Source organism: Azospirillum sp. P4_B5 (assembly GCF_056402275.1).
In genome coordinates, this window is the sequence record NZ_JBFUHT010000022.1 from 64746 (window position 1) to 89051 (window position 24306).

A 24306-nucleotide genomic window follows, 5' to 3' on the forward strand; every position below is an offset into this window, starting at 1 on the left:
GAATACGATGGTAATGGAAACAGGCTGTCCGTTCTATCCCGATCGCCGCTTATCCTTTTCTTCGAAAGGCTGTTACGATACGAAGGCAGTGTAACCGCAGGTGGCTTCCACTGCGGCGGCCAGCCGCAGCACCATCGCGTCGGACAGGCGCGGGCCGGCGATCTGGAGCCCCACGGGAAGCCCGCCGCTCTCCGTCACACCGCAGGGGACCGAGCAGGCCGGCGCGTAGCAGTGATTGAACAGCGGCGTGAAGACAGCGTGGCCGCGCGGCGACACCGGACGTCCCTCGATGGCGGCGGGGCCGAGCCGGTCGAACGGCCATGCCGTGACCGGCGTCGTCGGGCAGACCAGCAGATCGTACCGTGCGAAGAGGGCGGCCAGCGCGCGGTACGCCTCCTCCCGCAGTTGCAGGGCGCGGGCGACCTCCGTGCCGCTGGTCCGCAGGCCGGCGTCGATCTGCTGCCCGATGTCGGGATCGAACAGGTCCGGCGTGGCGCGGTAGCGCTCGCCGTAGAGCGCGGCGAGGCCGGCGAACTGGAGGGGCATCAGGCCGTTTTCCCCGGCGCCCTCGGGCCAGACCGGGTCGGCCTCCTCGACGATGGCCCCGGCGTCGGCGAGGCGGTGGACGGCGCGCTCCACGCAGGCCGCGACCTCCGGGTCCACGGGGGCGTCCAGCCCCAGCCGCCGGCTGTAGGCGATGCGCAGGCCCGCCGGGTCGGGGTCGGCGGCGGCGCGGACGAAGGAATCGGACAGGACCACCGATTGCGGGTCGCGCGGGTCCGGCCCGGCCAGAGCGTCGAGCATCAGCGCCACGTCGGCGACGGAGCGGGCCATCTGGCCGATCACCGAATTGCCGAACACCGGTTCGGCGAAGCCGATGGGGTGGGGGACGACTCCGGCCGACGGCTTCATGCCGACCACCCCGACATGGGCGGCGGGCCGGCGGGTGGAGCCGCCGCCGTCGGTGCAGAGCGCCAAAGGCGCCAGCCCCGCCGCCACAGCGCTGGCCGCCCCGCCCGAGGAACCGCCGGGCGTCAGCGCCACGTCCCAGGGGTTCCGGGTCGGGCCGTGCAGGCGATTGGTCGTCACTCCCTTGCAGGCGAATTCGGAGCAGTTGGTGATTCCCGCGAAGACGGCGCCCGCGGCGCGCAGCCGGGCCACCGCCACCGCGTCCTCCGGCGCCACGAAGTCCTCGAACAGTCGCGATCCCTGGCGGACCGGCTGGCCGCGCACCCAGATGTTGTCCTTCACCGTGAAGGGCACGCCCAGCAACGGCAGCGCCTCGCCCCGCGCGGCACGCTCGTCGGCGGCCCGCGCCTCCGCCCGTCCGGCTGCCGGGTCGAGATGGACGATGGCGTTCAGCCGCAGGTTCTCCACCGCGATCCGCTCCAGCAGGTCGTCGTAGAGGGCGACGGCGCTCACCGTGCGGGCGGCGACCTGTTCGGCGATCCAACGGGCGCTCATCATGCGCATGGGGTGTCCTCGGCAGCGGTGGAGAGGTCCGGGGTGGGGGCCGGCGGCAGGGGGACGAGCAGCGCCGCGGCGCCGGCCAGCGCGACGGCGGCGGCGGCCAGATAGCCGGCGGAATAGCCGAAGCCCCCGGCGACCAGCAGGCTGAACAGCGCCGGCCCGATGACCAGCCCGGCGTAGGCGATGGCGAGCATGCCGCCCGTCGCCTCGCCCGCCCGGCCCGTCGGGGCGAGACGGGCGACCTCCGAAACGAACAGGCCGTTCCAGCCGCTCGCCGACAGGCCGAAGGCGGCGCAGACGGCCAGGAAGGCGGGAACCGGCCAGCCGGGGGAGGCGATGGCGACGAGGGCGGCGGCCACGCTCATGGCGACGCCCAGCCCGGCGAGGATGACGCGGGGCGGCGCCCAGCGCGTCGCCACGAGGCCCCAGCCGACGCGCCCGACCAGCCCGGCGCCCTGTGCCACCGCCAGCGCCGTGCCCGCCAGCGGCAGGCTCCAGCCCAGGCCGGTCACCGCGAAGCTGACCAGGAAGCCGTTCAGGCAGAGCTGCATGGCGGAGAAGGCGCAGACCGCCATGGCCAACCGGCGCAGCGCCGGTTCCCCGGCGACCAGATCGAGGGCGCGCTTCAGCGTGCCGCGGCCGGCGGGGCGGGGGGCGGCGCGGTCGTCGCGGTCGTGGCGGCGGGCCAGCGGCTCCAGGACGAGGGCCAGGACGGCGGKGGCAGCCGGGACAGCAGCTGCGTGCTGGCCGGCGTCTCCGGCCCGAAGGCGAAGCCCAGCGCCAGCGCGCCCAGCAGGAAGGCGGCGGGAAGGGCGCTGGCCGACAGCAGCGCCGCTCCGGCGGCGGCGAGCAGGCAGGCCTGGCAGGTGCGGATCGCCCCCCAGCGCGCGATCAGCCCGCCCGCCCCCAGCGATGCGGGGATGGCGGCGGTGAAGACGACCGCGGTATAAAGGCCGAGAAGCCCCGGATCGACCCCCAGGTCGGGCGCCGCCTGCGGCGCGATCACCGGGATGGCGAAGAGACACAGCCCGACGAACGCCTGAACCGCCGCCATGGCGATCAGAGGCAGCAACCAGACGTTCATGGGGACTCCACAAAGGAAAGGGACGGGCCGATGGCCGGCGGGATTTCGTTGCATGCGGTGGATGTGGCGCGCGGGGTGCCCGCCGGGGGGATGCGGGTGGAACTCTATGCTTTGCGGGACGGACAGCGGGACAGGCTAGCGGAAAGCCGTTTGTGTGCCAATGGCGCGCTTGACCATCCGGTGGTCGGCGGCGCGGGCGTGACGGCGGGCGTCTACGAGGCGGTGTTCCACATCGGCCCTTGGCTGCGCGCGCAAGGGGCGGGAGGGGCGGAACCGGCCTTCCTGGAGGAGGCGCCGTTCCGCTTCACCGTCACCGACGTGGATCAGCACTACCATCTGCCGCTGAAGTTCACCCCCTGGGGCTATTCCCTGTTCCGCGGGGCGTGATTGAAAGCGAACTTCGTTCGCTTTCAATTCACATCGCCTCACTCGCCGGCGGGCTTCGGCCGCATGTGCGGCCGGGACCGCTGTCGCGGTCCAAAGCGGATTGCAATCCGCTTTAGCGGAGCTGGCGCGACAGGCCGGCGACCCGCTCCATCACCACCATCGCCAGGACGGTGACGGCGATCAGCACGCCGGACACCGCTGCGGCGCGGACGTCCAGGCTGTTCTCCAGGATCTGCCACATGCGGATGGGGAGCACCTCGTTGCGGGCGTCGGCCATGAACAACGACACCGGGATGTTGTCGAAGCTCGACATGAAGGCGATGAAGGCCCCGGCGCCGATGCCGTTGCGGATGGTCGGCAGGGTCACCCGGCGGAAGGTGTAGAGGCGCCCGGCCCCCAGGCTCTCGGAGCTTTCGAGCAGCGCCGGATCGAGTTGGGCGAGGCTCGCCAGTGTGGTGCGCAGGACATAGGGCACGCTGACCACGATGTGGCCGATCGCCAGCGTCAGGAAGGACAGCTCCACCCCCGCCGTGCTGAAGAACACCAGCGAGGCGAGGCCGAAGGCCAGCGCCGGCAGGACCAGCGGCGACATGAACAGGGCGTCCAGCCCGCGCGCCCAGGCGCGGCGGCTGCGTCCGATGGCGAGCGCGGCGGCGGTGCCCAGCACCACCGACACGGCGGTGACCACGGCGCCCAGCTTCAGGCTGACCAGGGCGGCGTCCTGGAGCTGCCACGCGTCGATCAGCGAGGCGTACCAGCGCAGGCTGTAGGACGGCGGCGGGAACTTCAGCGAGTAGCCGTCGGTGAAGGAGGTGACGAGCACCACCAGCGTCGGCGCCGCCAGCAGCAGCAGCGCCGCACCGGCGAGCGTGCCCATGACGAGGCCGAAGGAGGCGCTTCCCAGGGTCGGGCGCTGCATGTCAGGCATGGACGTACCCCTTGCTGGCGCGGCCCAGCAGATTGAACAGCATCACGACACCCAGCACCGACACCATGAAGACGATGGAGATGGCGGCGGCGAAGGGCCAGTTGTGGAGCGTGATTGTCTGCTGATAGATGTACTGCGGCATGAACAGCATCTGCCCGCCGCCGACCAGCGACTGGGTGATGAAGGCGGTGACCGCGGCGGCGTAGGTCAGCAGGCAGCCGGCGACGATTCCCGGCAGGCTCAGCGGCAGCGTCACCTTGAGGAAGCCCCGCCACGGCCCGGCGCCCAGCGCCGCCGAGGCGTCGAGCAGGTTGGGGTCGAGCCGCGACAGGGTGGTGATCAGCGGCAGCACCATCAGCGGCATCTGCACCTGCACCAGGGCGGCGACCAGACCGCCCTCGGTGTAGAGCAGGCGCAACGGCGTTTCCGCCAGACCCAGCGACAGCAGCAGGTTGTTGACGATGCCGTCCCGCCCCAGGATGACGATCCAGGCGAAGGTACGCACCACGACGGAGGTCAGCAGCGGCAGGATGATGACCAAAATCAGCGCCGACTGCATCCGCGGCCCGCTGCGGGTGTAGAGCCAGGCCAGCGGGTAGCCGAACAGCAGCGTCAGCGCCGTGACCTTCACCCCCAGCAGCAGCGTGCTGCCGAGCACGGCCAGATTGAAGGCGTCGCCGAAGAAGCGGGTGTACTGGTCCAGCCCGAACCGCGTCATCTCCGCGTCGGCGTAGAGGCTGACGGCGACCAGCAGGAGAAGCGGCGTCACGAAGAACACCGCGAAGAAGGCGGCCAGCGGCAGCGCCAGCGTCCATTCACGCCCGATGCGGGGCCGTGCGGCGGTCGCGGGTCCGGCGAGGCCGGGGGCGGTGATGGCGGTGGCTGCGGTCATGGGCGGCGTCCTGTGGGGTGTGGGGGTGGTCGCAGTGGGCCCCCACCCAAACCCTCCCCCGCTGCGCAGGGGAGGGCTTTTCTCCTCCCACTGCGCAGCGGGGGGAGGCCGGGAGGGGGGCCTGTATCCCGCACTTACACCTTGATTTCCTTGTTGAACCGCTCGATCCAGCCGGCGCGGTTCCGGTTGATCACTGACCAGTCGTGGAACACGAAGGACGCCTTCAGCTCCTCCTGGTCCTTGGCGATCATGCGGGCGATGTCACCGTCCATCTGCACCTTGGAATTCGTCGGAATGACGTAGAAGGGCGCCTGCATCAGCTTGGTCTGGACCTCCGGCGCCATGGCGGATTCGATCAGCGCCGCCGCCAGCTTGGCGTTGGGCGAGTTCTTGGTGATGTGGGCGGTGGTCAGGAAGGCGATGGTGCCGGTCTTCGGCTTGGCGAACTCCACCGGCACGCCGCGGGCGCGCAGGATCTGGATGGCGTTGAAGTTGCCCGGGGAGATGTCGATCTGGCCCTGCTGGAACAGGGTGGCGAGCGCGCCGGGGTTTGGGGCCACGGCGCCGAGGTTCGGCTGAAGCTCCTTGAGCGCGGCGAAGGCCGGCTCGATGTCGTTCTCGCTGCCGCCGCGGGTCTTCGCCAACTCCACCATGAAGGCGGTGCCGAGCGTCGAGTTCATGTTGGTGATGCCGACGCGGCCCTTGTATTCGGGCTTCCACAGGTCGTCCCAGCTCGTCGGCGGGGTCTTGACCTTCTCCGGGTTGTAGGTGATGCCGACCGCCTGGAAGAAGATGCCCGGCCCTTCGGGCAACTGGGCCACCGGCAGCAGATCCTGGTAGTTCTTGCTGTCCGCGACGGGGAAGGGGGCGGCCAGGTCCTGGCCGATCACCGACAGGCGCGGGCCCGGGTCCATCAGCATCACGTCGATCGGCGGGTTCGCCTTGGCGGCGGACACCTTGGCGATCATGTCCACCGACAGCATCGGGTCCAGCGCGATGTCGGCGTTGCCCGTGGCCTTGCGGAAATGCGGGACGATGACGTCGCGGTGGGCTTCCTCCCAGCTTCCGGTGAAGGTGGCGAACACCAGCTTGCGCGCCTGCGCCCAGCTCATGCCGGGGAACAGGGACATGGCACCGAGCGTGAGGCCGGCGGCGAGGATCTGGCGGCGGTCGGGGGTCATCGGCAGGCACTCCAGGGGGAGGAGGAGAGAAGGGGGAGGGAATGGATCAGGCGCCCGCCGGAACGGCGAAGGCGCGGCAGGTCTGGGGGGAGACGGGTTGCAGCCGGACCGGCGTGCCGGGCGCGCGCAGCGCGGCGCCGGCCACGCGCGGCTCGGTCACCTTCACCTGTCCGCCGTCGGCGGTGCGCACCTCGTAGACGACCACGGGGCCGAGCGGCAGGGCGAGTTCGACGGTGCCGGCGATCTGCTGGGGCGCCGCCTCGGTGGCGAGCCGCAGATTCTCCGGGCGCACGCAGAGGATGGCCGGGTCGCCCGCGGCCAGCGCGGCGTCGGGCGTGACGGCGGAGAGCACGGTGCCGGCCTCCAGCGCCACCTCGGCGACGCTGCCGGAGGCGCGGACGACGCGGCCCCGCAACTGGTTGGCGCTGCCGACGAAGCCGTTGACGAACAGCGTTCCGGGACGGTCGTAGACGTCTTCCGGCGTGCCGAACTGCTCCAGCTTGCCCCGGCTCAGCACGGCGATGCGGTCGGCCATGCTCAGCGCCTCCTCCTGGTCGTGGGTGACCATGATGGTGGTGATGCCGAAACGGCGCTGGAGCTGCTTGATCTCGATCTGCATGTCCAGCCGCAGATTCTTGTCGAGCGCCGCGAAGGGCTCGTCGAGCAGCAGGATGCTCGGCTGGATCGCCAGGGCGCGGGCCAGCGCCACGCGCTGCTGCTGCCCGCCGGACAACTGCTTGGGGAAGCGGTCGCGCATGGCGTCCAGTTTCACCAGACCCAGCATCGCCTCCACCCGCGCCCGCACAGCGTCGCGGGCGGCACCCCGCGCCTCCAGCCCGTAGGCGACGTTCTGCGCCACGGTCATGTGCGGGAACAGCGCGTAGTTCTGGAACACGATGCCGACGCCACGCCCGGCGGGCGGCAGGCTGTCGACCACCCGGTCGCCGATGACGACGCGGCCCAACGTCTGCGCCTGGAAACCGGCGAGGATGCGCAGCAGCGTGGTCTTGCCGCAGCCGGACGGCCCCAGCAGGGCCACCAACTCGCCCGCCTTGATCTCCAGCGTCACGTTGTCCACGGCGGTGGAGGCGCCGAAGCGGTGGGTGATGCCGTCCAGCGTCACCGCGACGCCCGCCGGCGTGCCGGGGTCCTCCGCGGCGGGCGGCGGAGACGGGTGGCGGTGCGAACGGGCGGATTGGAGTGCGGCCATGGGGCGTGTCCTGGTAGGGCGCACCGGCGGGGACCCCGGTGGCGCGTCACAGGACAGAGGGAGAGCAACCCGCGTGCCAATCTCATGGGTTCGAGGACGATCCGGCCCCGCACCCCCGCATACTCTGGTGTTCACCCCAAGGGCATCGTTCGGGCGCGGCGTTAAGCTGGGCAGACTGCCCGCCGAATGTGCCTAAAATTTCAGCTGCGCCTTGGCCCGCTTCCTTCAGTCGGCCCAGCGCGGCGGCGGCAGGGAGCGGAACGCCTCGCGAAGTGCCTGGGACCAGCCGTCGCTGATCTCCTTGAAACAGGGATCGTCCTCGCCGATCCGCCGCCGCGTCTCCAGCTTCAGGGAATCGCGACGGTAGGCGATCAGGTCGAGCGGCAGTCCCACCGTCAGGTTGGAGCGCAGCGTGCTGTCCATGGAAATCAACACCAGCTTCATCCCTTCCTCGATCGGCGTGTTGTGATTCAGCGCCCGGTCGAGAATCGGTTTGCCATACTTGTGCTCGCCGATCTGGAAGAAGGCGTTGTCGGCGGTCGCCTCGATGAAATTGCCGGCGGCGTAGACATGGAACAGCCGCACCCGGTCCCCGCGGATCTGGCCGCCCAGGATGATGGACAGGTCGAAATCCACCCGCTGCTCCTTCAGCGCGTGGCCGTCCCGCTTCCACACCTGGCGGACGGCGGCGCCGACGAGCTGGGCGGCCTGGAACATGCCGTTCACGCTGGAGATGGTGCGGATCTCGCCGTCCAACTCCACCCCTTCCTGGATCAGCGCGATCACCGACTGGGTCAGCGACAGGTTGCCGGCGGTCATCAGGGCGATCATGCGGTCGCCCGGCTCTTCAAAGACGTGCATCTTGCTGAAGATGGAGATGTGGTCCACCCCCGCGTTGGTGCGCGTGTCCGACAGCATCACCAAGCCGTCCTCCAGATACAGGGCGACGCAGTAGGTCATGGTCCGTCCTTTCTCCTCCCAGCGGAAGCCGGACGGCCCACGCGAAAAGGGGCGGCCAGCCGGCCGCCCCAGTGTATGCCAAAAAAAACCGGCACGCCGCAAACCCGCCGCAGGGGCGGGACATCATGTCCCGCCTCCCGCGATGCGCGGTCAGCGCTGCTGCCCGCCCTTCTCGTCCCGGTCGCGGTCCATGTCCTGCTGCTGCCGGTTCGCCTGGTCCTGCCCCTGCTGCCGGTTCTTCGGATTGTCCTGGGTCTGCTGCCCCTGCTTCCGCTCGTCCTGGCTGCCCATCTGGTTCGGGTTCCGTTCGTCGGCCATGGTGCTTCCTCCGCGTTGTCGGTTCCGATGCCCGGCGGGCATGACTGAACCAAGGCGGCGATGGTACGCGCTGCAATCGGCCCGACCCTACAATGGCAGGCGGTCATGTTCCGATTCGCTTGGAACTTATGGGCTTCAGCGCAAGGTCATAGGCGAAAAAACATACTCCTCCGGCCGCTGTGCCCATTGACATCATGCGGGTACGTATGGTCTATCTTTCGTAGCGCTGCGAACAGCGTCAGGCCGGAGTCTAGGGAGGACTCGGTAGTCCGTGAAAGCAAGGGGCGCGCCGCACAAAAACAAAGGCGCGCACACAATGCGACACGCTGCATGCCTCAAGCCCTCGCGCCCCCCGCAGGGCTTTGACGGCGGCAGCGTGTTTCACTTTCAGGGCTTCACTTTCCACCGGACATTGCAGGATTTTCTTGCTGCGCCGCACAAATCCATGGGGTGCGTTGCGCAAAGAAAAAGGCCGCCAGGATTGCTCCGGCGGCCCGAGTCTAGGGAGGAAACGCCCAAAAAGGCGTCAGTGAAACTAATATATTCCGCGCTGCAGCATAATTCAAGCCTTAATCGAACGAATCATCCCGCGTCCATTGGCTCGGCTCCGGCCACCGCCTTTTCCCCCTGAACCGCCGCAGGGCGTAGAGCCTGGATGACCGCCACCGCGGTGCGGCGGCTGTGATCGGCCAGCAGGGCGCCGGCCTCTTCGGCGTCGCGGCGGCGGAACGCCTTCATGAACCCCTCATGCTCGTCCACCGACTCCTGCCAGCGGCCCGTGTCGTAGTTGGCGAGCGAGCGGGCGCGCAGGATCTTGGCGGCGAAGCCGGCGTAGGTCGCCTCCAGCGCTGGGTTGCGGGCCATGGCGACGATCTGGGTGTGGATCTGGCGGTTGGTCAGGAAGTAGGCCGCACGTTCCCCCGCGTCGTGCTGGGTGACGAGCTGGTCGTGCATCCGGTCGAGCTTCGCGAACTCCGCGTCGGAGCCATTGCGGCAGGCGAGCGTCCCTGCCAGCCGTTCCAGCGCGTCCATCACCTCGAAGATCGCCCCGATCTCGCCGGGGTCCACCGGGGCGACAATGGCGCCGCGGTGCGGGCGAAGCTCCACCAGCCCTTCCGACGACAGGACCCGCAAGGCCTCGCGCAGCGGCGTGCGGGAGATTCCCAACTGCTCGCACAGTTGCACCTCCGGCACGCGGACGCCCGGCGGCAGCTCTCCGTCCAGGATCATCGCCCGCAGTTCCTCCACCGCGGAATGGTGCAGCGTCGCGCGGCGGATCGGCCGGGCCGGCGCCTTCATGGTCTTGATCCTGTCCATCCTGACCCACCACCCCCGAAAGTGCCGCATACTTGGGCATGCATGCCGGAATAATGCGTTATGCCCAAAAATCAGGCACGCGCGCTCCCGCGCGGCCAACCTCAGTCACTATGCCCTAAACAACTGAAAACAGCCAACAAGTTGGGAATTATAATATTGTATACAATTTGGCACGAGCCTTGCGAAAGGATGAGGGACGCAACCGCATCGGGAGCACTCCGTTCATGACGTTCCGGTCCCTCACCCTGACGACCGTCACCGCCGCCTTCCTCGCCCTCTCCGCCGCCGCTACCGTTCAGGCGGCCGACGCGGAGAAGCTGAAGCTCGGCTTCGCCAAATGCGCCCATTGTCTGCCGATGGCGCTGACCCCGGAACTCGCCAAGGGCGTGGAGATCGAGGCGATCAACTTCAACTCCGGCAACGACGTGCTGACCGCACTGGTGTCGAAGAGCATCGACATGGCCCAGGTCACCTACCTGCACTACATCACGGCGCTCGATAAGGGCTTCGACGTGGTGGCGGTGTCCGGTCAGGTGAACGGTGGGTCGGAGATCGTCGTCGGCAAGGGCATCGCCCTGAAGGCCAATGATTGGGATGGGCTGAAGGCGCTGATCGCCGAGCGCAAGGCGAAGGGTGAGCCGCTGCGCGTCGCGGCGTCGCGCGGCAACGCGCAGGACATCCACATGCGCGGGGCCCTCCAGAAGCACGGCATCAACGTCAACAAGGACGTGCAGTTCATCAACATCCCGAACCCGTCCGATCACGCCGCCGCCCTCCAGCGCGGCGAGGTGGACGTGATCTGCACGGTGGAGCCCTTCGCCTCCCAGATCCGCCAGACCGGCGTCGGCACGCATTTCGCCCTGCCTTACGACCAGGCCGCCGGCAACCTGACCAACCTGATCGTCACCCGTTCCGACGTCATCAAGGACCACCCGAAGGCGGTCGAGGCCACCGTCGGCTCGGTCGTCGCCCTGGTCGACAAGCTGAAGTCCGACCAGACCGTGTGGGTGGACGTCATCAACAAATACACCGGCATGGACAAGGCCGTCGCCACCGAGGCGCTGAAGAACGCCTCCCCGGATTACGCCATCCACAAGGACAGCACGCTCGCCATCGCCACGATGATGCGCGAGCTCAAGTACATCTCCAACGACGTCACCGCCGCCGCGGAGAAGAACCTGGATTACACGTTCCTCGAAGCCGTGACCAAGAAGCCGAAGAGCGAGCTGGGCTTCTAAGAGCACTTCGCCACGTCACCGCCCAGTCCCCTCTCCCCTCTAGGGAGAGGGGACTGGGTGAGACTTACCACTGCTTTTCGACGGGATAGGGAAACCGGGCCATGACGGCATTGTCGAAATCCTGGGAGCGCGCCGTCGTTCCCCTCTTCATGCTGGCCGCCTGGGAGGTGTTCTCCCGGTCCGGCTTCCTGCCGGCGGCGCTGCTGCCGGCCCCGTCGGTGGTGCTGCACACCTGGGGCGACTGGATCTTCGGCTTCGACGAGACGTCGCAGGGCAACACCGGCCGCTGGCTGGCCGACGCCCTGTCCAGCGCCACGCGCGTCGCCGCCGGCTACGGCATCGCGGTGGTCAGCGGCGTGCTGCTGGGCATCGCCATCGGCTGGTGGCGCTGGGTCGAGCGGACGGTGGAGCCGACGCTCCAGATGCTCCGCCCGGTGCCGCCGGTGTCGTGGATTCCGCTGGCCATCATCTGGTTCGGCATCGCCAACAAGCCGGCCATCTTCCTGGTCTTCCTCGGCGCCTTCTTCCCGATCCTGATGAACACCATCCACGGGGTGAAGACCGCCGACCGCAACCTGATCCGCGCCGCCTCGATGATGGGCGCCACGGAACAGCAGCTGCTGCGCCACGTCGTGTTCCCGGCGGCGCTGCCCAGCATCTTCGCCGGCCTGCGCATCGGCATCGGTGCCGCCTGGATGCTCACCGTCACGGCGGAGATGGTCGCGGTGAAGAGCGGCCTCGGCTACGTGCTGTGGGACAGCTACTACTTCCTGCGCTACGACCTCGTGCTCGCCGCCATGGCCAGCATCGGCCTGCTCGGCTACGCGACCGACGCGCTCATCAAGGTCCTGATGTCCGCCGCGCTGCACTGGCAGCACGGCTCCACGCTCCAGAGCCGGGAGGGCTGAGCGATGGCTTCCATCGAACTTCGCAACATCACCAAGATCTTCCGCGACGCCAAGCGCAAGCGCGACCTGCTGGCCATCGACGACGTCAGCCTGTCGGTGGAGAAGAACGAGTTCCTCTGCCTGCTCGGCTCGTCGGGCTGCGGCAAGTCCACCTTGCTGAACATGATCGCCGGCTTCGAGAAGCCGACCGAGGGCCGCGTGACGGTGGGCGGCAAGGCCGTGGACGGCCCCGGCGCCGACCGCGGCATGGTCTTCCAGCAGGCCAACCTGATGCCCTGGCTGCCGGTGTGGGAGAACGTCGCCTTCCACCTGCGCCTGAAGGGCTGGCGCAAGGCCGACCGGCGCGACGCCGCCCAGGAATACATCGACATGGTCGGCCTGCGCGGCTTCGAGAACCATTTCCCGGCGGAGCTGTCGGGCGGCATGAGCCAGCGCGTCGGCATCGCACGCGCCCTGCTGCTCAACCCGCAGGTCATCCTGATGGACGAGCCCTTCGCGGCGCTCGACGCCCAGACCAAGATGGACATGCAGGAGGAACTGGTCGCCATCTGGCAGAAGCAGCGCTGCACCGTCGTCTTCGTCACCCACAGCGTCGACGAGGCGCTGGTGCTGGGCACCCGCGTCGCCGTGATGACCAGCCGTCCGGGCCGCATCCGCGAGCTGATCGCGCTCGACCTGCCGCGCCCGCGTGACACCACCGGCCCGCGCTTCAACGACCACAAGCGCCATATCCTCAACCTGATCCGCGAGGAGGGCCTGCAGCAACGGCAGGCCGCCGTCGCGTGACCGGCCGGCTCGACCTGCTGCTGACCGGCGTCACCGCCCTGACCGGGGAGGCGATCGGCAGCGTCGTCGAGGACGCCGCCATCGGCATCCGCGACGGCCGCATCGTCCATCTCGCCCCGGAAGCGGAGGGGCTCCCCGCCGCCGCCGAGGTCCGGCGCCTGCCGGGGCGGGTGGTCACGCCGGGCTTCGTCAACGCGCACCTGCACGCCGTCCTGGTGATGGTGCGCGGCGTCGCCGCCGATCTCGGCTTCGCCCCCTCCTACACGCCGGGCGTGCCCAAGGGCACCGACGCCACGCCGGAAGAGGCCCGCGCGCTGGCCCGGCTGGGCGCGGTGGAGGCCCTGCTCTCCGGCTCCACGCTGATCTGCGATCATTTCGTCCACGCCGACGCGACGCTGGACGCCATCGCCGACCTCGGCCTGCGCGTCCATGCGAGCTGGCGCGTCCACGACGTGGATTTCGCCCGTGTCGCCCAGGGCGAATGGCGCTTCGACCCGGCCATCGGCAGCGACCTGCTGCGGAGGACGCTGGACCTGCACGACCGCTGGAACGGCGCCAACAATGGGCGCATCCGCGTGCAGATGGCCGCCCACGCGCCGGACACCTGCTCCCCCGCCTTCCTGCGCACCCTCGCCGACGAGGCCGCGACCCGCTCCATGCACGTGAACACCCATCTGGCGCAGAGCCGGGTGGAGGTGGAGCGGGTGAAGGCCTCCACCGGCCTGACCCCGGCGGAGCTGCTGGGCGAGTGCGGGCTGCTGAACGACCGGCTGCTCGCGACCCACTGCCTCTATGTCGAGGACGCCGACATCGCGCGGCTCGCCCGCGCCGGGGCGCACGCGGTCCATGTGCCGAAATGCAACGCCGCCTCGGGCCGGCTGGCCCCGACGCCGAGGCTGAAGGAAGCGGGCGTCAATCTGGCGCTGTGCACCGACACGCAGCACGGCGACATGGTCGAGGCGATGCGCTGGGCGCTCGCCACCGCGCGCATCCAGCAGGACGGAGTCACCGCCGCCTGGCAGCCCGCCGACGTCTTCCGCATGGCGACGCTGGGCGGCGCGCAGGCGGTCGGCATGGCCGACGAGATCGGCACGCTGGCCCTGGGCAAGAAGGCCGACCTCGTGGTCTTCGACACCCGCCGCCCGCATCTGCGCCCGCTGATCAACCCGCTCGGCACGCTGGTCCACACCGCGCAGGGGCGCGACGTGGAGATGGTGCTGGTCGACGGCGAAACGCTGGTCGAGGACGGGCGCCCCGTCCGCGCCGACCTGAACGAGATCTGCACCGAGGCCGACAAGGCCGCCCGCGCGCKGTGGGCGCGCGCCTGACCGAAAGAATCACGACCATGAGCAACCGCATCCTTCTGGGCATGCTGACCCCCTCCTCCAACACGGTGCTGGAGCCCGTCACCTCCGCGATGCTGAGCGGCCTGCCGGAGGTGACCGCCCATTTCGGGCGCTTCACGGTGAAGGAGATTTCGCTGCGCGCCGCGGCGCTGGACCAGTTCACCGACGCGCCCTTCCTGGACGCCGCCCGGCTGCTGGCCGACGCCCGGCTGAACGTGATCGGCTGGAACGGCACCTCGGCCGGCTGGCTGGGCTTCGCGGCCGACGAGACGCTCTGCGCCTCCATCGAAGCCGAGACGGGCATTGCAGCCTGCACATCCATGCTCGCGCTCAACGAGATTTTGGAGACGACGGACCGCAAGCGCTTCGCCATCGTCAGCCCCTATCTGGACGAGATCCAGGAGACGATGGTTGCCAACTACAACGCCGCCGGCTTCGAGGTGGTGGCGGAGCGGCACCTGAACGACCGCGGCAACTTCTCCTTCTCCGAGGTCACCGAGGAGACCATCGAGCGGATGTGCATGGAGGTCGCGGAGGCGAAGCCGGAGGCCATCGCCATCATCTGCACCAACATGCGCGGCGCCCCGGTGGCGGAGCGCATGGAGAAGGCGTTGGGCATCCCCGTCTACGACACGGTGTCCACGGTGGTGTGGAAGGCGCTGCGCATGACCGGCGTGGACACCCGCCGCGTCGCGGGCTGGGGCAGCCTGTTCCGCGAGCTGCATGGCTGAGGGGAGTATTGCCCCCACCCTAGCCCTCCCCCGCTCACGCAGGGGAGGGGACTGCCGCCGCTTCACCGAAGGCACCCTCCCCTGCGAAGCGGGGGAGGGCCGGGGTGGGGGCAAATGCGTCACGATGGGAGAAACGACGATGAACTTCGATCTGGTCATCCGCAACGGCACCGTCGCCACCGCGTCGGACGTGTTCAAGGCCGACGTCGGCGTGCGCGGCGGGCGGATCGCCGCGCTGGGCGAGGGGCTGGCCGCCGGGCGGGAGGAGATCGACGCCGCCGGGCTGCTCGTCCTGCCGGGCGGGGTGGACGGGCATGTCCATTTCGACCAGCCGACCGGCGACGGGTCCGTCATGGCCGACGATTTCCTGACCGGCACCCGCTCCGCGGCCTTCGGCGGCACCACGACCGTGCTGCCCTTCGCCTGCCAGGAGAAGGGCAAGACGCTGCGCGCCGCGGTGGACGATTATCACCGCCGCGCCGCCGGGAAGCCGCTGATCGACTACGCCTTCCACCTCATCGTCACCGACCCCACCGAGCAGGTTCTCGGCCAGGAGCTGCCGGCGCTGATCCGCGAGGGCTACACGTCCTTCAAGATCTACATGACCTACGACGCGCTGAAGCTGAACGACCGCCAGATCCTGGAGGTGCTGGACATCGCCCGGTCCGAGGGCGCCATGGTCATGATGCACGCGGAGAACGCCGACTGCATCGCCTGGCTGACCGAGAAGCTGGAGCGCGCCGGCCAGACCGCCCCCTATTTCCACGGCGTCTCCCGCCCCCGCGTGGCCGAGCGCGAGGCCACCCACCGCGCGATTTCGCTGGCGGAGCTGGTGGACGTGCCGATCCTGATCGTCCACGTCTCCGGCGCCGACGCGGTGGAGCAGATCCGCTGGGCGCAGGGGCGCGGCCTGCGGATCTACGCCGAGACCTGCCCGCAATATCTGTTCCTGACCGCCGACGACCTGGGCGGGGAAGGGTTCGAGGGCGCCAAGTGCGTCTGCTCGCCGCCGCCGCGCGACGCCGCAAACCAAAAGGTGATCTGGGACGGGCTGACCGGCGGCGCCTTCCAGGTCTTCTCCTCCGACCACGCGCCCTTCCGCTTCGACGGGCCGGGCGGCAAGAAGGTGCATGGCGAACAGGCGCCCTTCCGCTGCGTCCCCAACGGCATCCCCGGCGTCGAGACCCGCCTGCCGCTGCTGTTCTCCGAAGGCGTGATGAAGGGCCGGATGGAGCTGACCAGGTTCGTCGAGCTGACCGCCGCCAACCCCGCCCGCATGTACGGCCTGCACCCGCGCAAGGGCACCATCGCCGTAGGGGCGGACGCCGACATCGCCCTGTGGGACCCGTCGCGCACGGTGACCATCACCAACGGCATCCTGCACCACAATGTGGACTACACGCCCTATGAGGGGATCGAGGTCACCGGCTGGCCGGTCGTCACGCTGTCCCGCGGCGACGTGATCTGCCGCGACGGTGCCTTGCTGGCCGAGCCGGGCCGCGGCGAGTTCCTGCCCTGCGGCCTGCCCGCCCCGGCGCGGCCCAAGGGCTCGCCGGCCCCCCTCCTACCATTTTAAACTCGGTCCGCCGCAGTTGGAGAACCGCCCATGAGCACGCCCGAAACCGCCCTGCACCGTCTCAGCGCCACCGAGATGGCGGAAGGCGTGCGCACCCGCCGCTTCCGGGCGCGCGACCTCGTGGCGGCGAGCCTGGAGCGCATCGCGGCGCTGGACGGCGGGCTGAAGTCCTTCATCACCGTGGCCCCCGACGCCGCGTTGGCCGCAGCCGAGGCGGCCGACCGGCAAGTCGAGGCCGGGGCGCCGCTCGGCCCGCTGCACGGCGTGCCGGTGGGTGTCAAGGACCTGACGCTGACGGCGGGGCTGCGCACCACCTACGGCTCCACTCTCTACGCCGACCTGATCCCCGACACCGACGACCTCAGCGTCGCCCGGCTGAAGGCGGCGGGCGCCATCATCGTGGGCAAGACCAACACGCCGGAGTTCGGCTTCGGCGCCATTACCGGCAACGAGCTGTGCGGGCCGACCGCCAACCCCTACGACCCCGACAAGACCAGCGGCGGGTCGAGCGGGGGGAGCGCTGTCGCGGTCGCCGCCGGGCTGGTGCCGCTGGCCCAGGGAACCGACTTCGGTGGCTCGGTGCGCACGCCGGCCAGCTTCTGCGGGGTGGTGGGGTTGCGCCCGACGCCCGGACGCATCCCCAGCCCCGGCCGCGCGCTGGCCTGGGACGGGCTGGCGACGCAGGGCTTCCTCGCCCGCGACGTGGCCGATGCGGCGCTGGCGCTGGCCGCGGTCAGCGGGCCGGACCCGCGCGACCCGACCTCGCTGCCTGTCCCAGAATGGACGGTGCCGGACCTCGACGCGCTCGACCCGATGTCGCTGCGGGCGGCCTGGAGCACGGACCTCGGCTCCGCCCTGGTCGACCTTGGGCTGGCCGAGCGGTTCGAGGCGGTGATGCGCGGGCTGGAGGGTCGCTTTGGACAGTTCGTGGAGGCCACACCCGACTGCCGGGAGGCCGGCGCCGCCTTCGGCACGCTGCGCGCTGCGCACATCTTCCACACCTATGGCCGGACGCTGGAGCAGGACGGCGACCGGCTGAGCCCGTCGGTCGCCTGGAACATCGCGCGGGGCAAGGGGCTGACCGCCGCCGACTATCTGCGGGCGGAGGCCCAGCGCAGCGCGCTCTACCGCCGCTTCGCCGCCTTCTTCCGCGACCACGACATCCTGATGACGCTGAGCGCCAGCGTGCCGCCCTTTCCCAACGCCCAGGGCGACGTGACGGAGATCAACGGATTCCGCCTGTCCACCATCATCGATTATCTGGCGATCACCTACACGGTGTCGCTGATCGGCTTCCCCTGCCTGTCGATCCCCTGCGGCTGGACGGCCGACGGCCTGCCCATCGGCCTGCAACTGATCGCCCGCCCCTACGAGGAGGACCGGCTGCTGCGCTGCGCCCGTTTCCTGGAGCGGGAGCTGGGGTTCCGCCATCGCTGGCCGGCGGGGCTGTAGCGCCGGCCCGCCGCTCGCCCCCGCAATCCGACCGCTCGCCACGCCCTGGCGCCGCTCCGAGGAGAGCACCACACGGAGGATGAAACCCGGCCTACCGTGACGGCAGTTCCTTCCAAGGAGAGCTGTCATGGATCACGCCCTAACATTTGTGATCGCGACACTCTGCATCCTCGCCCTCTGCTACCGCTTCTACGGCGTGTTCTTTGTGCGCAAGGTGCTCCGTGCCGATGATTCCGAGGTGACGCCGTCCCACATCCTGGCCGACGGGCGAAACTATGTTCCCACCAAGAAGTGGGTGAACGCCGGCCAGCATTTCGCGGCGATCGCCGCCGCCGGCCCGCTGGTCGGCCCCGTGCTGGCCGCGCAGTTCGGCTATCTGCCGAGCTTCCTGTGGCTGCTGATCGGCTGCGTCATCGGCGGCGCGGTGCATGACACCGTCGTGCTGTTCGCCTCGATGAAGCACAAGGGCCAGTCCCTGTCGGAGGTCGCCAAGGCCGAACTCGGCCCGGTCGCCGGCTGGTGCACCGGTCTGGCGATGCTGTTCATCATCACCATCACCATGGCCGGCCTGTCGATGGTCGTCGTCCATGCGCTGGAGCGCAACGCCTGGGGCGCCTTCGCGGTCTTCATGACGATCCCGATCGCGGTGGCGCTCGGCCTCTACGAGAAGATCACCGGCTCGTCCAAGGGCGCCACGCAGGTCGGCATCGCCGCCATCGCCGCCTCCGTCTTCGCCGGCCCCTACATCCAGGGCACGGTGCTGGGCAGCTGGCTGACGCTGCACGCCGAGACGGTCGCGCTGATCCTGCCGATCTACGCCTTCTTCGCCACGGCCCTGCCGGTGTGGATGCTGCTGACCCCGCGCGGCTACCTGTCGAGCTTCATGAAGATCGGCGTGTTCGGCGCGCTCGTCGTCGGCGTCGTCTTCATCAACCCGGAAATCCGCTTCCCCGCGCTCACCGACTTCATCCATGGCGGCGGCCCGGTGCTGGCCGGCCCGGTGTGGCCGTTCATCTCGATCACCATCGCCTGCGGCGCCATCTCCGGCTTCCACGCCTTCATCGGCTCGGGCACCACGCCGAAGCTGATCGACAAATGGAGTGACATCCGCACGGTGGCCTTCGGCGGCATGCTGGCGGAATGCGTGGTCGGCGTCATGGCGCTGATCGCCGCCACCTCCCTGCATCCGGCCGACTACTTCGCCATCAACTCCTCGCCCGCCGCCTTCCAGGCCCTGAACATGCAGGTCGTCGATCTGCCGCGGCTCAGCCAGGAAATCGGCCTCGACCTCTACGGCCGCACCGGCGGTGCGGTGACCCTGGCCGTCGGCATGACGGAAATCTTCACCCGCATCCCGTGGTTCGGCACGCTGGCCTCCTACTTCTTCCAGTTCGTCGTGATGTTCGAGGCGGTCTTCATCCTGACCGCGGTGGACAGCGGCACCCGCGTGGCCCGCTACCTGATCCAGGACCTGGGTGGCGACCTCTATGCCCCGCTGAAGCGTCTCGACTGGGTCCCCGGTTCGATCGCCGCGAGCGTGCTGGCCTGCGTGGCCTGGGGCTACCTGCTGACGTCGGGCGACATCAACTCGGTGTGGGCGCTGTTCGGGGTGTCGAACCAGCTCATGGCCTCGGTCGGCCTGATCATCGGCGCCACGATCATCCTGCGCCTCGGCCAGAAACGGGTCTACATGCTGACCTGCCTCGTCCCGCTGGCCTACCTGTTCGTGACGGTGAACTACGCCGGCTACTGGATGATCACCAACGTCTATCTGAACCCGCTGGCCAAGGGCTACAACGTCTTCAACGCCGGCATCTCGATCATCATGCTGTCGCTGGGCTTCGTGATCCTGATCGCCGCCCTCAAGAAGTGGAAGGAACTCCTGCGCATCCGCAAGGACACCCTGCCTGAGACGCTGATCGCCACCCCGGCCGAATAACCGGGATCGGGCAAGACGCCCCAAGACGATTGGACGCTCAACCGGAAGAGGTATCGCTGCTCCCCCAGCGGTACCTCTTCTGCATTGCTGTGGAATGGCTGGGACGCCCCCGATTCCGGGAATTACAAGGGTTGATTCGCCATCCGGCGGGTGCCATCCAAGGGCCGGCGCCGCGGCCCGCGGGCTGCGGCGCTGGTCTTTCGTGGATGGAACGGGTGGTCGGACACATGCCGCAGGTTGCACGCTCGGTACTTTCGCTCCTGCTCGGGGTCGCTTTCCTGATGCTGGGCAACGGCGCGCTCAGCACGCTCATCGGCCTGCGGCTGGCCGGCACGGACTCCGGCGCGGTCGCGGTGGGTCTGATCACCGCGGCCTTCTATAGCGGGCTGACCGGCGGCTCCCTGTTCGCCCACCGGGTCATCACGCGGGTCGGCCACATCCGCGCCTTCGCCGCCTTCGCCTCGGTCCTGTCGGCGGCGGCGCTGTCCCACGCCTTGTTCGACGCGGTGCCGCTGTGGACCGTGCTGCGGCTGGCCGAGGGATTTTGCATGGCCGGCCTCTACATCTGCATCGAAAGCTGGCTGAACGGTACCGCCAACAACGAGACGCGCGGGCAGATCCTGTCGCTCTACATGGTCACGCTCTACGCCGCCTCGGCGGTGGGCCAGCAACTGTTGCAGCTGGACGACGAGGCGGGCGTGCGCATCTTCATGCTGATCGCCATCCTGCTGACGCTCGCCCTGGTGCCGGTGGCGCTGACGCGGACCACGCCGCCGACCCTGCCCAACGTCGAGTCCTACGGGCTGCGGCGGCTGTACGAGGCGTCGCCGCTGGGTGTCGTCGGCGTCTTCATCAGCGGGACGGTCACCGGCTCCATCTACGGCCTCGCCCCGGTGTTCGGTGCGACCTCCGGCTTCGGGGTGTCGGGGACGGCGCTGTTCATGAGCACCCTGATCCTGGGCGGGGTGGCGCTGCAATGGCCGCTGGGACGGCTGTCGGACCGCTTCGACCGTCGCGCGGTCATCATCGGCCTGTCGGCGGCGCTGGCTCTGGTCAGCGTCGGCATGATCCTGGCGGAGGGCAGCGGGCGGCAGGAGACGTTGCTTCTGGTGGCGCCGCTGTTCGGCGGGCTGGCCTTCACGCTCTACCCGGTCTGCGCCGCCCACACCAACGACCACGCCGGGCCGGACAATGTGGTGTCGGTCAGCGGCGGCCTGATCCTCGCCAATTCGGTGGGTGCAATCATCGGGCCGCCGCTGGCCTCGGCCGCCATGGGCTTTGCGGGGCCGGAGGTGCTGTTCGGCTTCATCGCGGCGGGGGCGGGGTCGGCGACGCTCTACGGCCTATGGCGCACGCGGATGCGTCCGCCGCCGCCCGCCGAGGCGCAGGCCAGCTTCCGCCCGCTGCCCCAAACGACGCCGACCGTCACCCCGCTCGACCCGCTGGGGCCGCCCCGGCCGGAGTTGGCGGCGGGGGATTGAGGGGGGCGGTGTGAAGCCCTCTCCCCCCTGGGGAGAGGGTTTGGGTGAGGGGGATTTACGCCCAGTAGGGCGGAGGATAACTTCCACTGCTCAAAGTGGATCGCCTTCGGCGCCCCCTCATCCTGACCTTCTCCCCAGGGGGGAGAAGGAATGTGGCTACTCCTCGACCTTCGCCGGTGCGGTGGGCTGCCAGGGGAAGGCGCCCATCGGTCCCATGCCGACGCGGTCGCGCGGGATCGCCACGTCGCTCTGCATGTAGAGCGCGATCAACTCGGCCAGCGAGCGCAGCGAGTCCGCGTGGATGCGCTCATAGCCGTGGGAGCTGTCGATGCCGAAGCAGACCAGCGCCGTACGGATGTCGTTGCCCGCCTCGATGGCGGCGGCGCTGTCGCAGCGGTAATAGCGGAAGACGTCGCGCTGGTGCTCGATGTCGTGCTGCTGGCACAGCGACAGCAGCTTGTGCGTCAGGTGATAGTCGAAGGGGCCGGTGCTGTCGGCCATGGCGACGGTCACGCCGAACTCGCGGCTGTTCTGGCCCATGGCGGTGGTGCCGTTGTCGATGGTCACCATCTCCGCCACGTCCTTGTGCAGCACCGACGAGGCGCCGGAGCCGACCTCCTCCGAGATGGTCAGCAGCAGGTGGCAGTCCACCGGCAGCGGCAGCTTGGCGTCCAGGACCGCCTTGGCGGCGGCGAAGATCACCGCCACCCCCGCCTTGTCGTCGAGATGGCGGGAGTTGATGAAGCCGCTGGCGTCGAACTCCGCCTGCGGGTCGATGGCCACGAAGTCGCCGACGTTGAAGCCGTGGACCTGCAATTCCGCCAGGGTTTCGCAGCGGGCATCCACCCGGATCTCCAGGTTGGTCCAGGCCACCGGCTGGGTGTCGATCTCCTCGTTGAAGGTGTGACCGGACGCCTTCAGCGGCAGGATGGTGCCGCGGTAGCTGCCCATGTCGGTGTAGACGGTGCAGCGCGCCCCTTCGGCGAAGCGCGCCGACCAAGTGCCGATGGGCACGACCTCCAGCCGGCCGTTCGGCTTCAGCATCTTCACCTGGGCGCCCAGCGTGTCGAGATGGGCGACCACGGCGCGGTCGGGGCTGTATTGCCGCCCCGCCAGATCGGCGCGGATGGCGCCGCGCCGGGTCAGCTCGAAGGGGATGCCCAGACGGTGCAGCTCATCGCCGCAGAAATGCACGATCTGGTCGGTGTATCCGGTCGGGCTCGGGATCTCCAGCAGGCGGCGGAGAAGGCCCGTCAGATAGTCCATGTCGATGACGGGCCGGACGATTCCGGTCCGCGCCAAGGCTGCCTGCTCCATACCACCTCCTGAACGTCACGCCCGCGGATCGACCGCGGAGTAGGGGAAGAGAAGATCGAGGAAGCGCTCGGCAGTCGGCTGCGGTTCGTGGTTGGCAAGGCCGGGCCGCTCGTTCGCTTCGATGATCGCGTAGTCGGACCCCAGAAGGTCGGGGATCAGAAGATCCAGGCCGACCACCGGAATGTCGAGCGCGCGCGCCGCCTCCACCGCCGCTTCCACCACGCGGTGGTGCAGGCGGTCGGTGATGTCGTGCAGCGTGCCGCCCGTGTGCAGGTTGGCCGTCTTGCGAACGGCCAGCGTCTGCCCCTCCGGAAGGACCGAGTCCATGGAGAAACCGGCGTCCCGCACGCAGCGTTCCGTCTCCTCGTCCATCGGAATGCGGCTTTCCCCGCCGGTGGCGGCGGCGCGGCGGCGGCTCTGCGCCTCGATCAGCTGTGAGATCTTGCGGTCGCCGGTGCCGACGATCTCCGCCGGGCGGCGCACCGCGGCGGCGACGACGCGGTAGTCGATGACCAGGATGCGCACATCCTGGCCCTGCACGAACTGCTCCAGCAGGACCGTGTCGCAGATCGTCTTGGCCTTGCCGATGGCCCAGGCCAACGTTTCCGCGTCGCGCACGTCCACGGTGATGCCCTGGCCCTGCTCGCCGCGGGCCGGCTTCACCACGACGCTGCCGTGGCGCTCCAGGAAGGCGGCGTTGTCGTCCATGCCGGCCGCCGTCATCTGGTCCGGCACCGACAGGCCCGCCCGCAGCAGCGTGCGCCGGGTCACCGCCTTGTCGTCGCAGCGGAACAGCGCCACCGCCGAGGTCAGTTCGCTGAGGCTTTCGCGGCACAGGATGCTGCGCCCGCCGAAGCTGAGGCGGAACAGGTTGGACTCCGCGTCCACCACCTCAACCCCGATGCCGCGGCGCCGGGCCTCGTTGATGATGATCATGGCGTAAGGGTTGAGGCTGGCCTCCACCGCCGGGCCGGCGAACAGCTTCTCGTTGATCGGGTTCTTGGTCTTCAGCGCGAAGACCGGCACCCGCCGGAAGCCCAGCTTCTCGTACAGCGCGATGGCGTTCGCGTTGTCGTGCAGGACCGACAGGTCCATGAAGCTGCGCCCGCGCTCCTTGAAATGCTCGGCCAGTGCGCGGACCAGCGCCTCGCCGATGCCGGGATAGGCCGCCTGCGGATCGACCGCCAGACACCAGAGTGAGGAACCGTTCTGCGGGTCCTTGAAGGCGCGGGCGTGATCCACTCCGGTGACCGAGCCGATCACCGCCCCGCTGACCGGATCGGTGGCGATCAGATGGGTCAGCACGCGGCTGTCGCGCTCACCCCACCAGAATTCCGGGTCCATGGTGACCATGCCGCGGGCGCCGTAGATGCGGTTCACGGCGTCGGCGTCCTGGCGGCCGCGCGGCGGCTCGATGGTGAAGCCGCGCGTCTCCATGCCGGGCCGGAATCCGGCCAGCCGCAGGCGGTAGGTGTGGGAGGGGTCGAGGAACAGCTCGTTCGGCGCCTGGGCCAGCGCCACATGCGGGTCCTCCAGATACAGCGCGATGTCGCGCCGCCCCGGCCCCTCCTGCCGCATGGCCGCGATCAACTCGCCGACGTCGGGAAAGGTGTTGGCGAAGAGCAGGCGGCCCCAGCCGCAATTCACCACCGCGCGCGGCGTCGGCCCAAGCCCCGCCCCCGTCCGGCGGTTCGGGCGCGGCGAGTCCTCGTCCATCAGGGCGGAGACCAGGGCGCGTTCGATCCGGAAAGGCGTCTGGGTGCGATTTTGCATCGTCATCATGCG

At 69.4% G+C, this 24306-nt stretch carries 22 protein-coding genes; 10 read left to right on the plus strand and 12 right to left on the minus strand.

Annotation, left to right across the window (positions count from 1 at the left end; translation table 11 throughout):
- Positions 1–72 precede the first annotated feature (72 nt).
- Genes AC1DVI_RS18220 through AC1DVI_RS18230 form a run of 3 tightly spaced genes read right to left on the minus strand, consistent with a single transcriptional unit; the run spans position 73 to position 2554 of the window.
- Entirely contained in the window at positions 73–1473 is a 1401-nt protein-coding gene (locus AC1DVI_RS18220; RefSeq protein ID WP_476959163.1) for an amidase, read from the minus strand.
- Complete coding sequence (locus tag AC1DVI_RS18225; RefSeq protein WP_476959216.1) at positions 1464–2180, minus strand: MFS transporter; 717 nt, start codon at positions 2178–2180, stop codon at positions 1464–1466. Before AC1DVI_RS18225 ends, AC1DVI_RS18220 begins: the two co-directional genes overlap by 10 nt.
- Positions 2096–2554, minus strand: coding sequence for a hypothetical protein (locus tag AC1DVI_RS18230; RefSeq protein WP_476959218.1), 459 nt, complete (start codon positions 2552–2554; stop codon positions 2096–2098). Before AC1DVI_RS18230 ends, AC1DVI_RS18225 begins: the two co-directional genes overlap by 85 nt.
- 30 nt (positions 2555–2584) lie before the next feature.
- Between AC1DVI_RS18230 and AC1DVI_RS18235 the strand changes: the two genes are divergently transcribed.
- Entirely contained in the window at positions 2585–2941 is a 357-nt protein-coding gene (locus AC1DVI_RS18235) for a hydroxyisourate hydrolase (protein ID WP_476959164.1), read from the plus strand.
- A gap of 112 nt (positions 2942–3053) precedes the next feature.
- Here AC1DVI_RS18235 and AC1DVI_RS18240 read toward each other — a convergent pair whose 3' ends face one another.
- From AC1DVI_RS18240 to AC1DVI_RS18270, 7 genes are all read right to left on the minus strand, one after another.
- Complete coding sequence (locus tag AC1DVI_RS18240) at positions 3054–3869, minus strand: ABC transporter permease (protein WP_040136197.1); 816 nt, start codon at positions 3867–3869, stop codon at positions 3054–3056.
- Positions 3862–4761, minus strand: coding sequence for an ABC transporter permease (locus AC1DVI_RS18245; protein WP_476959165.1), 900 nt, complete (start codon positions 4759–4761; stop codon positions 3862–3864). The genes AC1DVI_RS18240 and AC1DVI_RS18245 overlap by 8 nt, the downstream gene beginning before the upstream one ends.
- 134 nt (positions 4762–4895) lie before the next feature.
- Positions 4896–5942: an ABC transporter substrate-binding protein gene (locus AC1DVI_RS18250; protein WP_476959166.1), complete on the minus strand. Its 1047-nt coding sequence runs from the start codon at positions 5940–5942 to the stop codon at positions 4896–4898.
- Between the two features lie 46 nt (positions 5943–5988).
- Positions 5989–7152: an ABC transporter ATP-binding protein gene (locus tag AC1DVI_RS18255; protein ID WP_476959167.1), complete on the minus strand. Its 1164-nt coding sequence runs from the start codon at positions 7150–7152 to the stop codon at positions 5989–5991.
- A gap of 225 nt (positions 7153–7377) precedes the next feature.
- Positions 7378–8112, minus strand: coding sequence for a proteasome-type protease (locus AC1DVI_RS18260; protein WP_476959168.1), 735 nt, complete (start codon positions 8110–8112; stop codon positions 7378–7380).
- Positions 8113–8262: 150 nt separating this feature from the next.
- Positions 8263–8430, minus strand: a complete 168-nt coding sequence (locus tag AC1DVI_RS18265) for a hypothetical protein (protein ID WP_170295972.1) — start codon at positions 8428–8430, stop codon at positions 8263–8265.
- A 582-nt stretch (positions 8431–9012) separates the two neighbouring features.
- On the minus strand, positions 9013–9747 hold the full coding sequence (locus tag AC1DVI_RS18270; protein WP_476959169.1) for a GntR family transcriptional regulator: 735 nt from the start codon (positions 9745–9747) through the stop codon (positions 9013–9015).
- Between the two features lie 224 nt (positions 9748–9971).
- Between AC1DVI_RS18270 and AC1DVI_RS18275 the strand changes: the two genes are divergently transcribed.
- The 9 genes from AC1DVI_RS18275 (at position 9972) to AC1DVI_RS18315 (ending at position 21204) form a co-directional block, all read left to right on the plus strand.
- Positions 9972–10985 (plus strand): ABC transporter substrate-binding protein, encoded by a 1014-nt coding sequence (locus AC1DVI_RS18275; protein WP_476959170.1) that lies wholly within the window; start codon positions 9972–9974, stop codon positions 10983–10985.
- 101 nt (positions 10986–11086) lie between these two features.
- The gene (locus AC1DVI_RS18280; RefSeq protein WP_476959171.1) at positions 11087–11893 is read left to right on the plus strand and encodes an ABC transporter permease; all 807 of its coding nucleotides are present in this window, start codon (positions 11087–11089) and stop codon (positions 11891–11893) included.
- 3 nt (positions 11894–11896) lie between these two features.
- Positions 11897–12679, plus strand: a complete 783-nt coding sequence (locus AC1DVI_RS18285) for an ABC transporter ATP-binding protein (protein ID WP_476959172.1) — start codon at positions 11897–11899, stop codon at positions 12677–12679.
- A complete protein-coding gene (locus tag AC1DVI_RS18290; RefSeq protein ID WP_476959173.1) occupies positions 12676–14007 on the plus strand; it encodes an amidohydrolase family protein in 1332 nt (443 codons plus the stop codon). Before AC1DVI_RS18285 ends, AC1DVI_RS18290 begins: the two co-directional genes overlap by 4 nt.
- A gap of 17 nt (positions 14008–14024) precedes the next feature.
- Entirely contained in the window at positions 14025–14756 is a 732-nt protein-coding gene (locus tag AC1DVI_RS18295) for a maleate cis-trans isomerase family protein (RefSeq protein ID WP_476959174.1), read from the plus strand.
- A 139-nt stretch (positions 14757–14895) separates the two neighbouring features.
- On the plus strand, positions 14896–16332 hold the full coding sequence (hydA, locus tag AC1DVI_RS18300; RefSeq protein ID WP_476959175.1) for a dihydropyrimidinase: 1437 nt from the start codon (positions 14896–14898) through the stop codon (positions 16330–16332).
- Positions 16333–16362: 30 nt separating this feature from the next.
- The gene (locus AC1DVI_RS18305) at positions 16363–17784 is read left to right on the plus strand and encodes an amidase (RefSeq protein ID WP_476959176.1); all 1422 of its coding nucleotides are present in this window, start codon (positions 16363–16365) and stop codon (positions 17782–17784) included.
- A gap of 127 nt (positions 17785–17911) precedes the next feature.
- Positions 17912–19723 (plus strand): carbon starvation CstA family protein, encoded by a 1812-nt coding sequence (locus AC1DVI_RS18310; protein ID WP_035679491.1) that lies wholly within the window; start codon positions 17912–17914, stop codon positions 19721–19723.
- A gap of 227 nt (positions 19724–19950) precedes the next feature.
- A complete protein-coding gene (locus AC1DVI_RS18315; protein WP_476959177.1) occupies positions 19951–21204 on the plus strand; it encodes an MFS transporter in 1254 nt (417 codons plus the stop codon).
- Positions 21205–21360: 156 nt separating this feature from the next.
- Here the strand turns inward: AC1DVI_RS18315 and AC1DVI_RS18320 are convergent, their stop codons facing one another.
- Together AC1DVI_RS18320 and ngg are read right to left on the minus strand one after the other, a co-directional pair.
- A complete protein-coding gene (locus AC1DVI_RS18320) occupies positions 21361–22521 on the minus strand; it encodes an osmoprotectant NAGGN system M42 family peptidase (RefSeq protein ID WP_476959178.1) in 1161 nt (386 codons plus the stop codon).
- A 15-nt stretch (positions 22522–22536) separates the two neighbouring features.
- Positions 22537–24303: an N-acetylglutaminylglutamine synthetase gene (gene ngg / locus AC1DVI_RS18325; RefSeq protein WP_476959179.1), complete on the minus strand. Its 1767-nt coding sequence runs from the start codon at positions 24301–24303 to the stop codon at positions 22537–22539.
- Between the last annotated feature and the right edge of the window lie 3 nt (positions 24304–24306).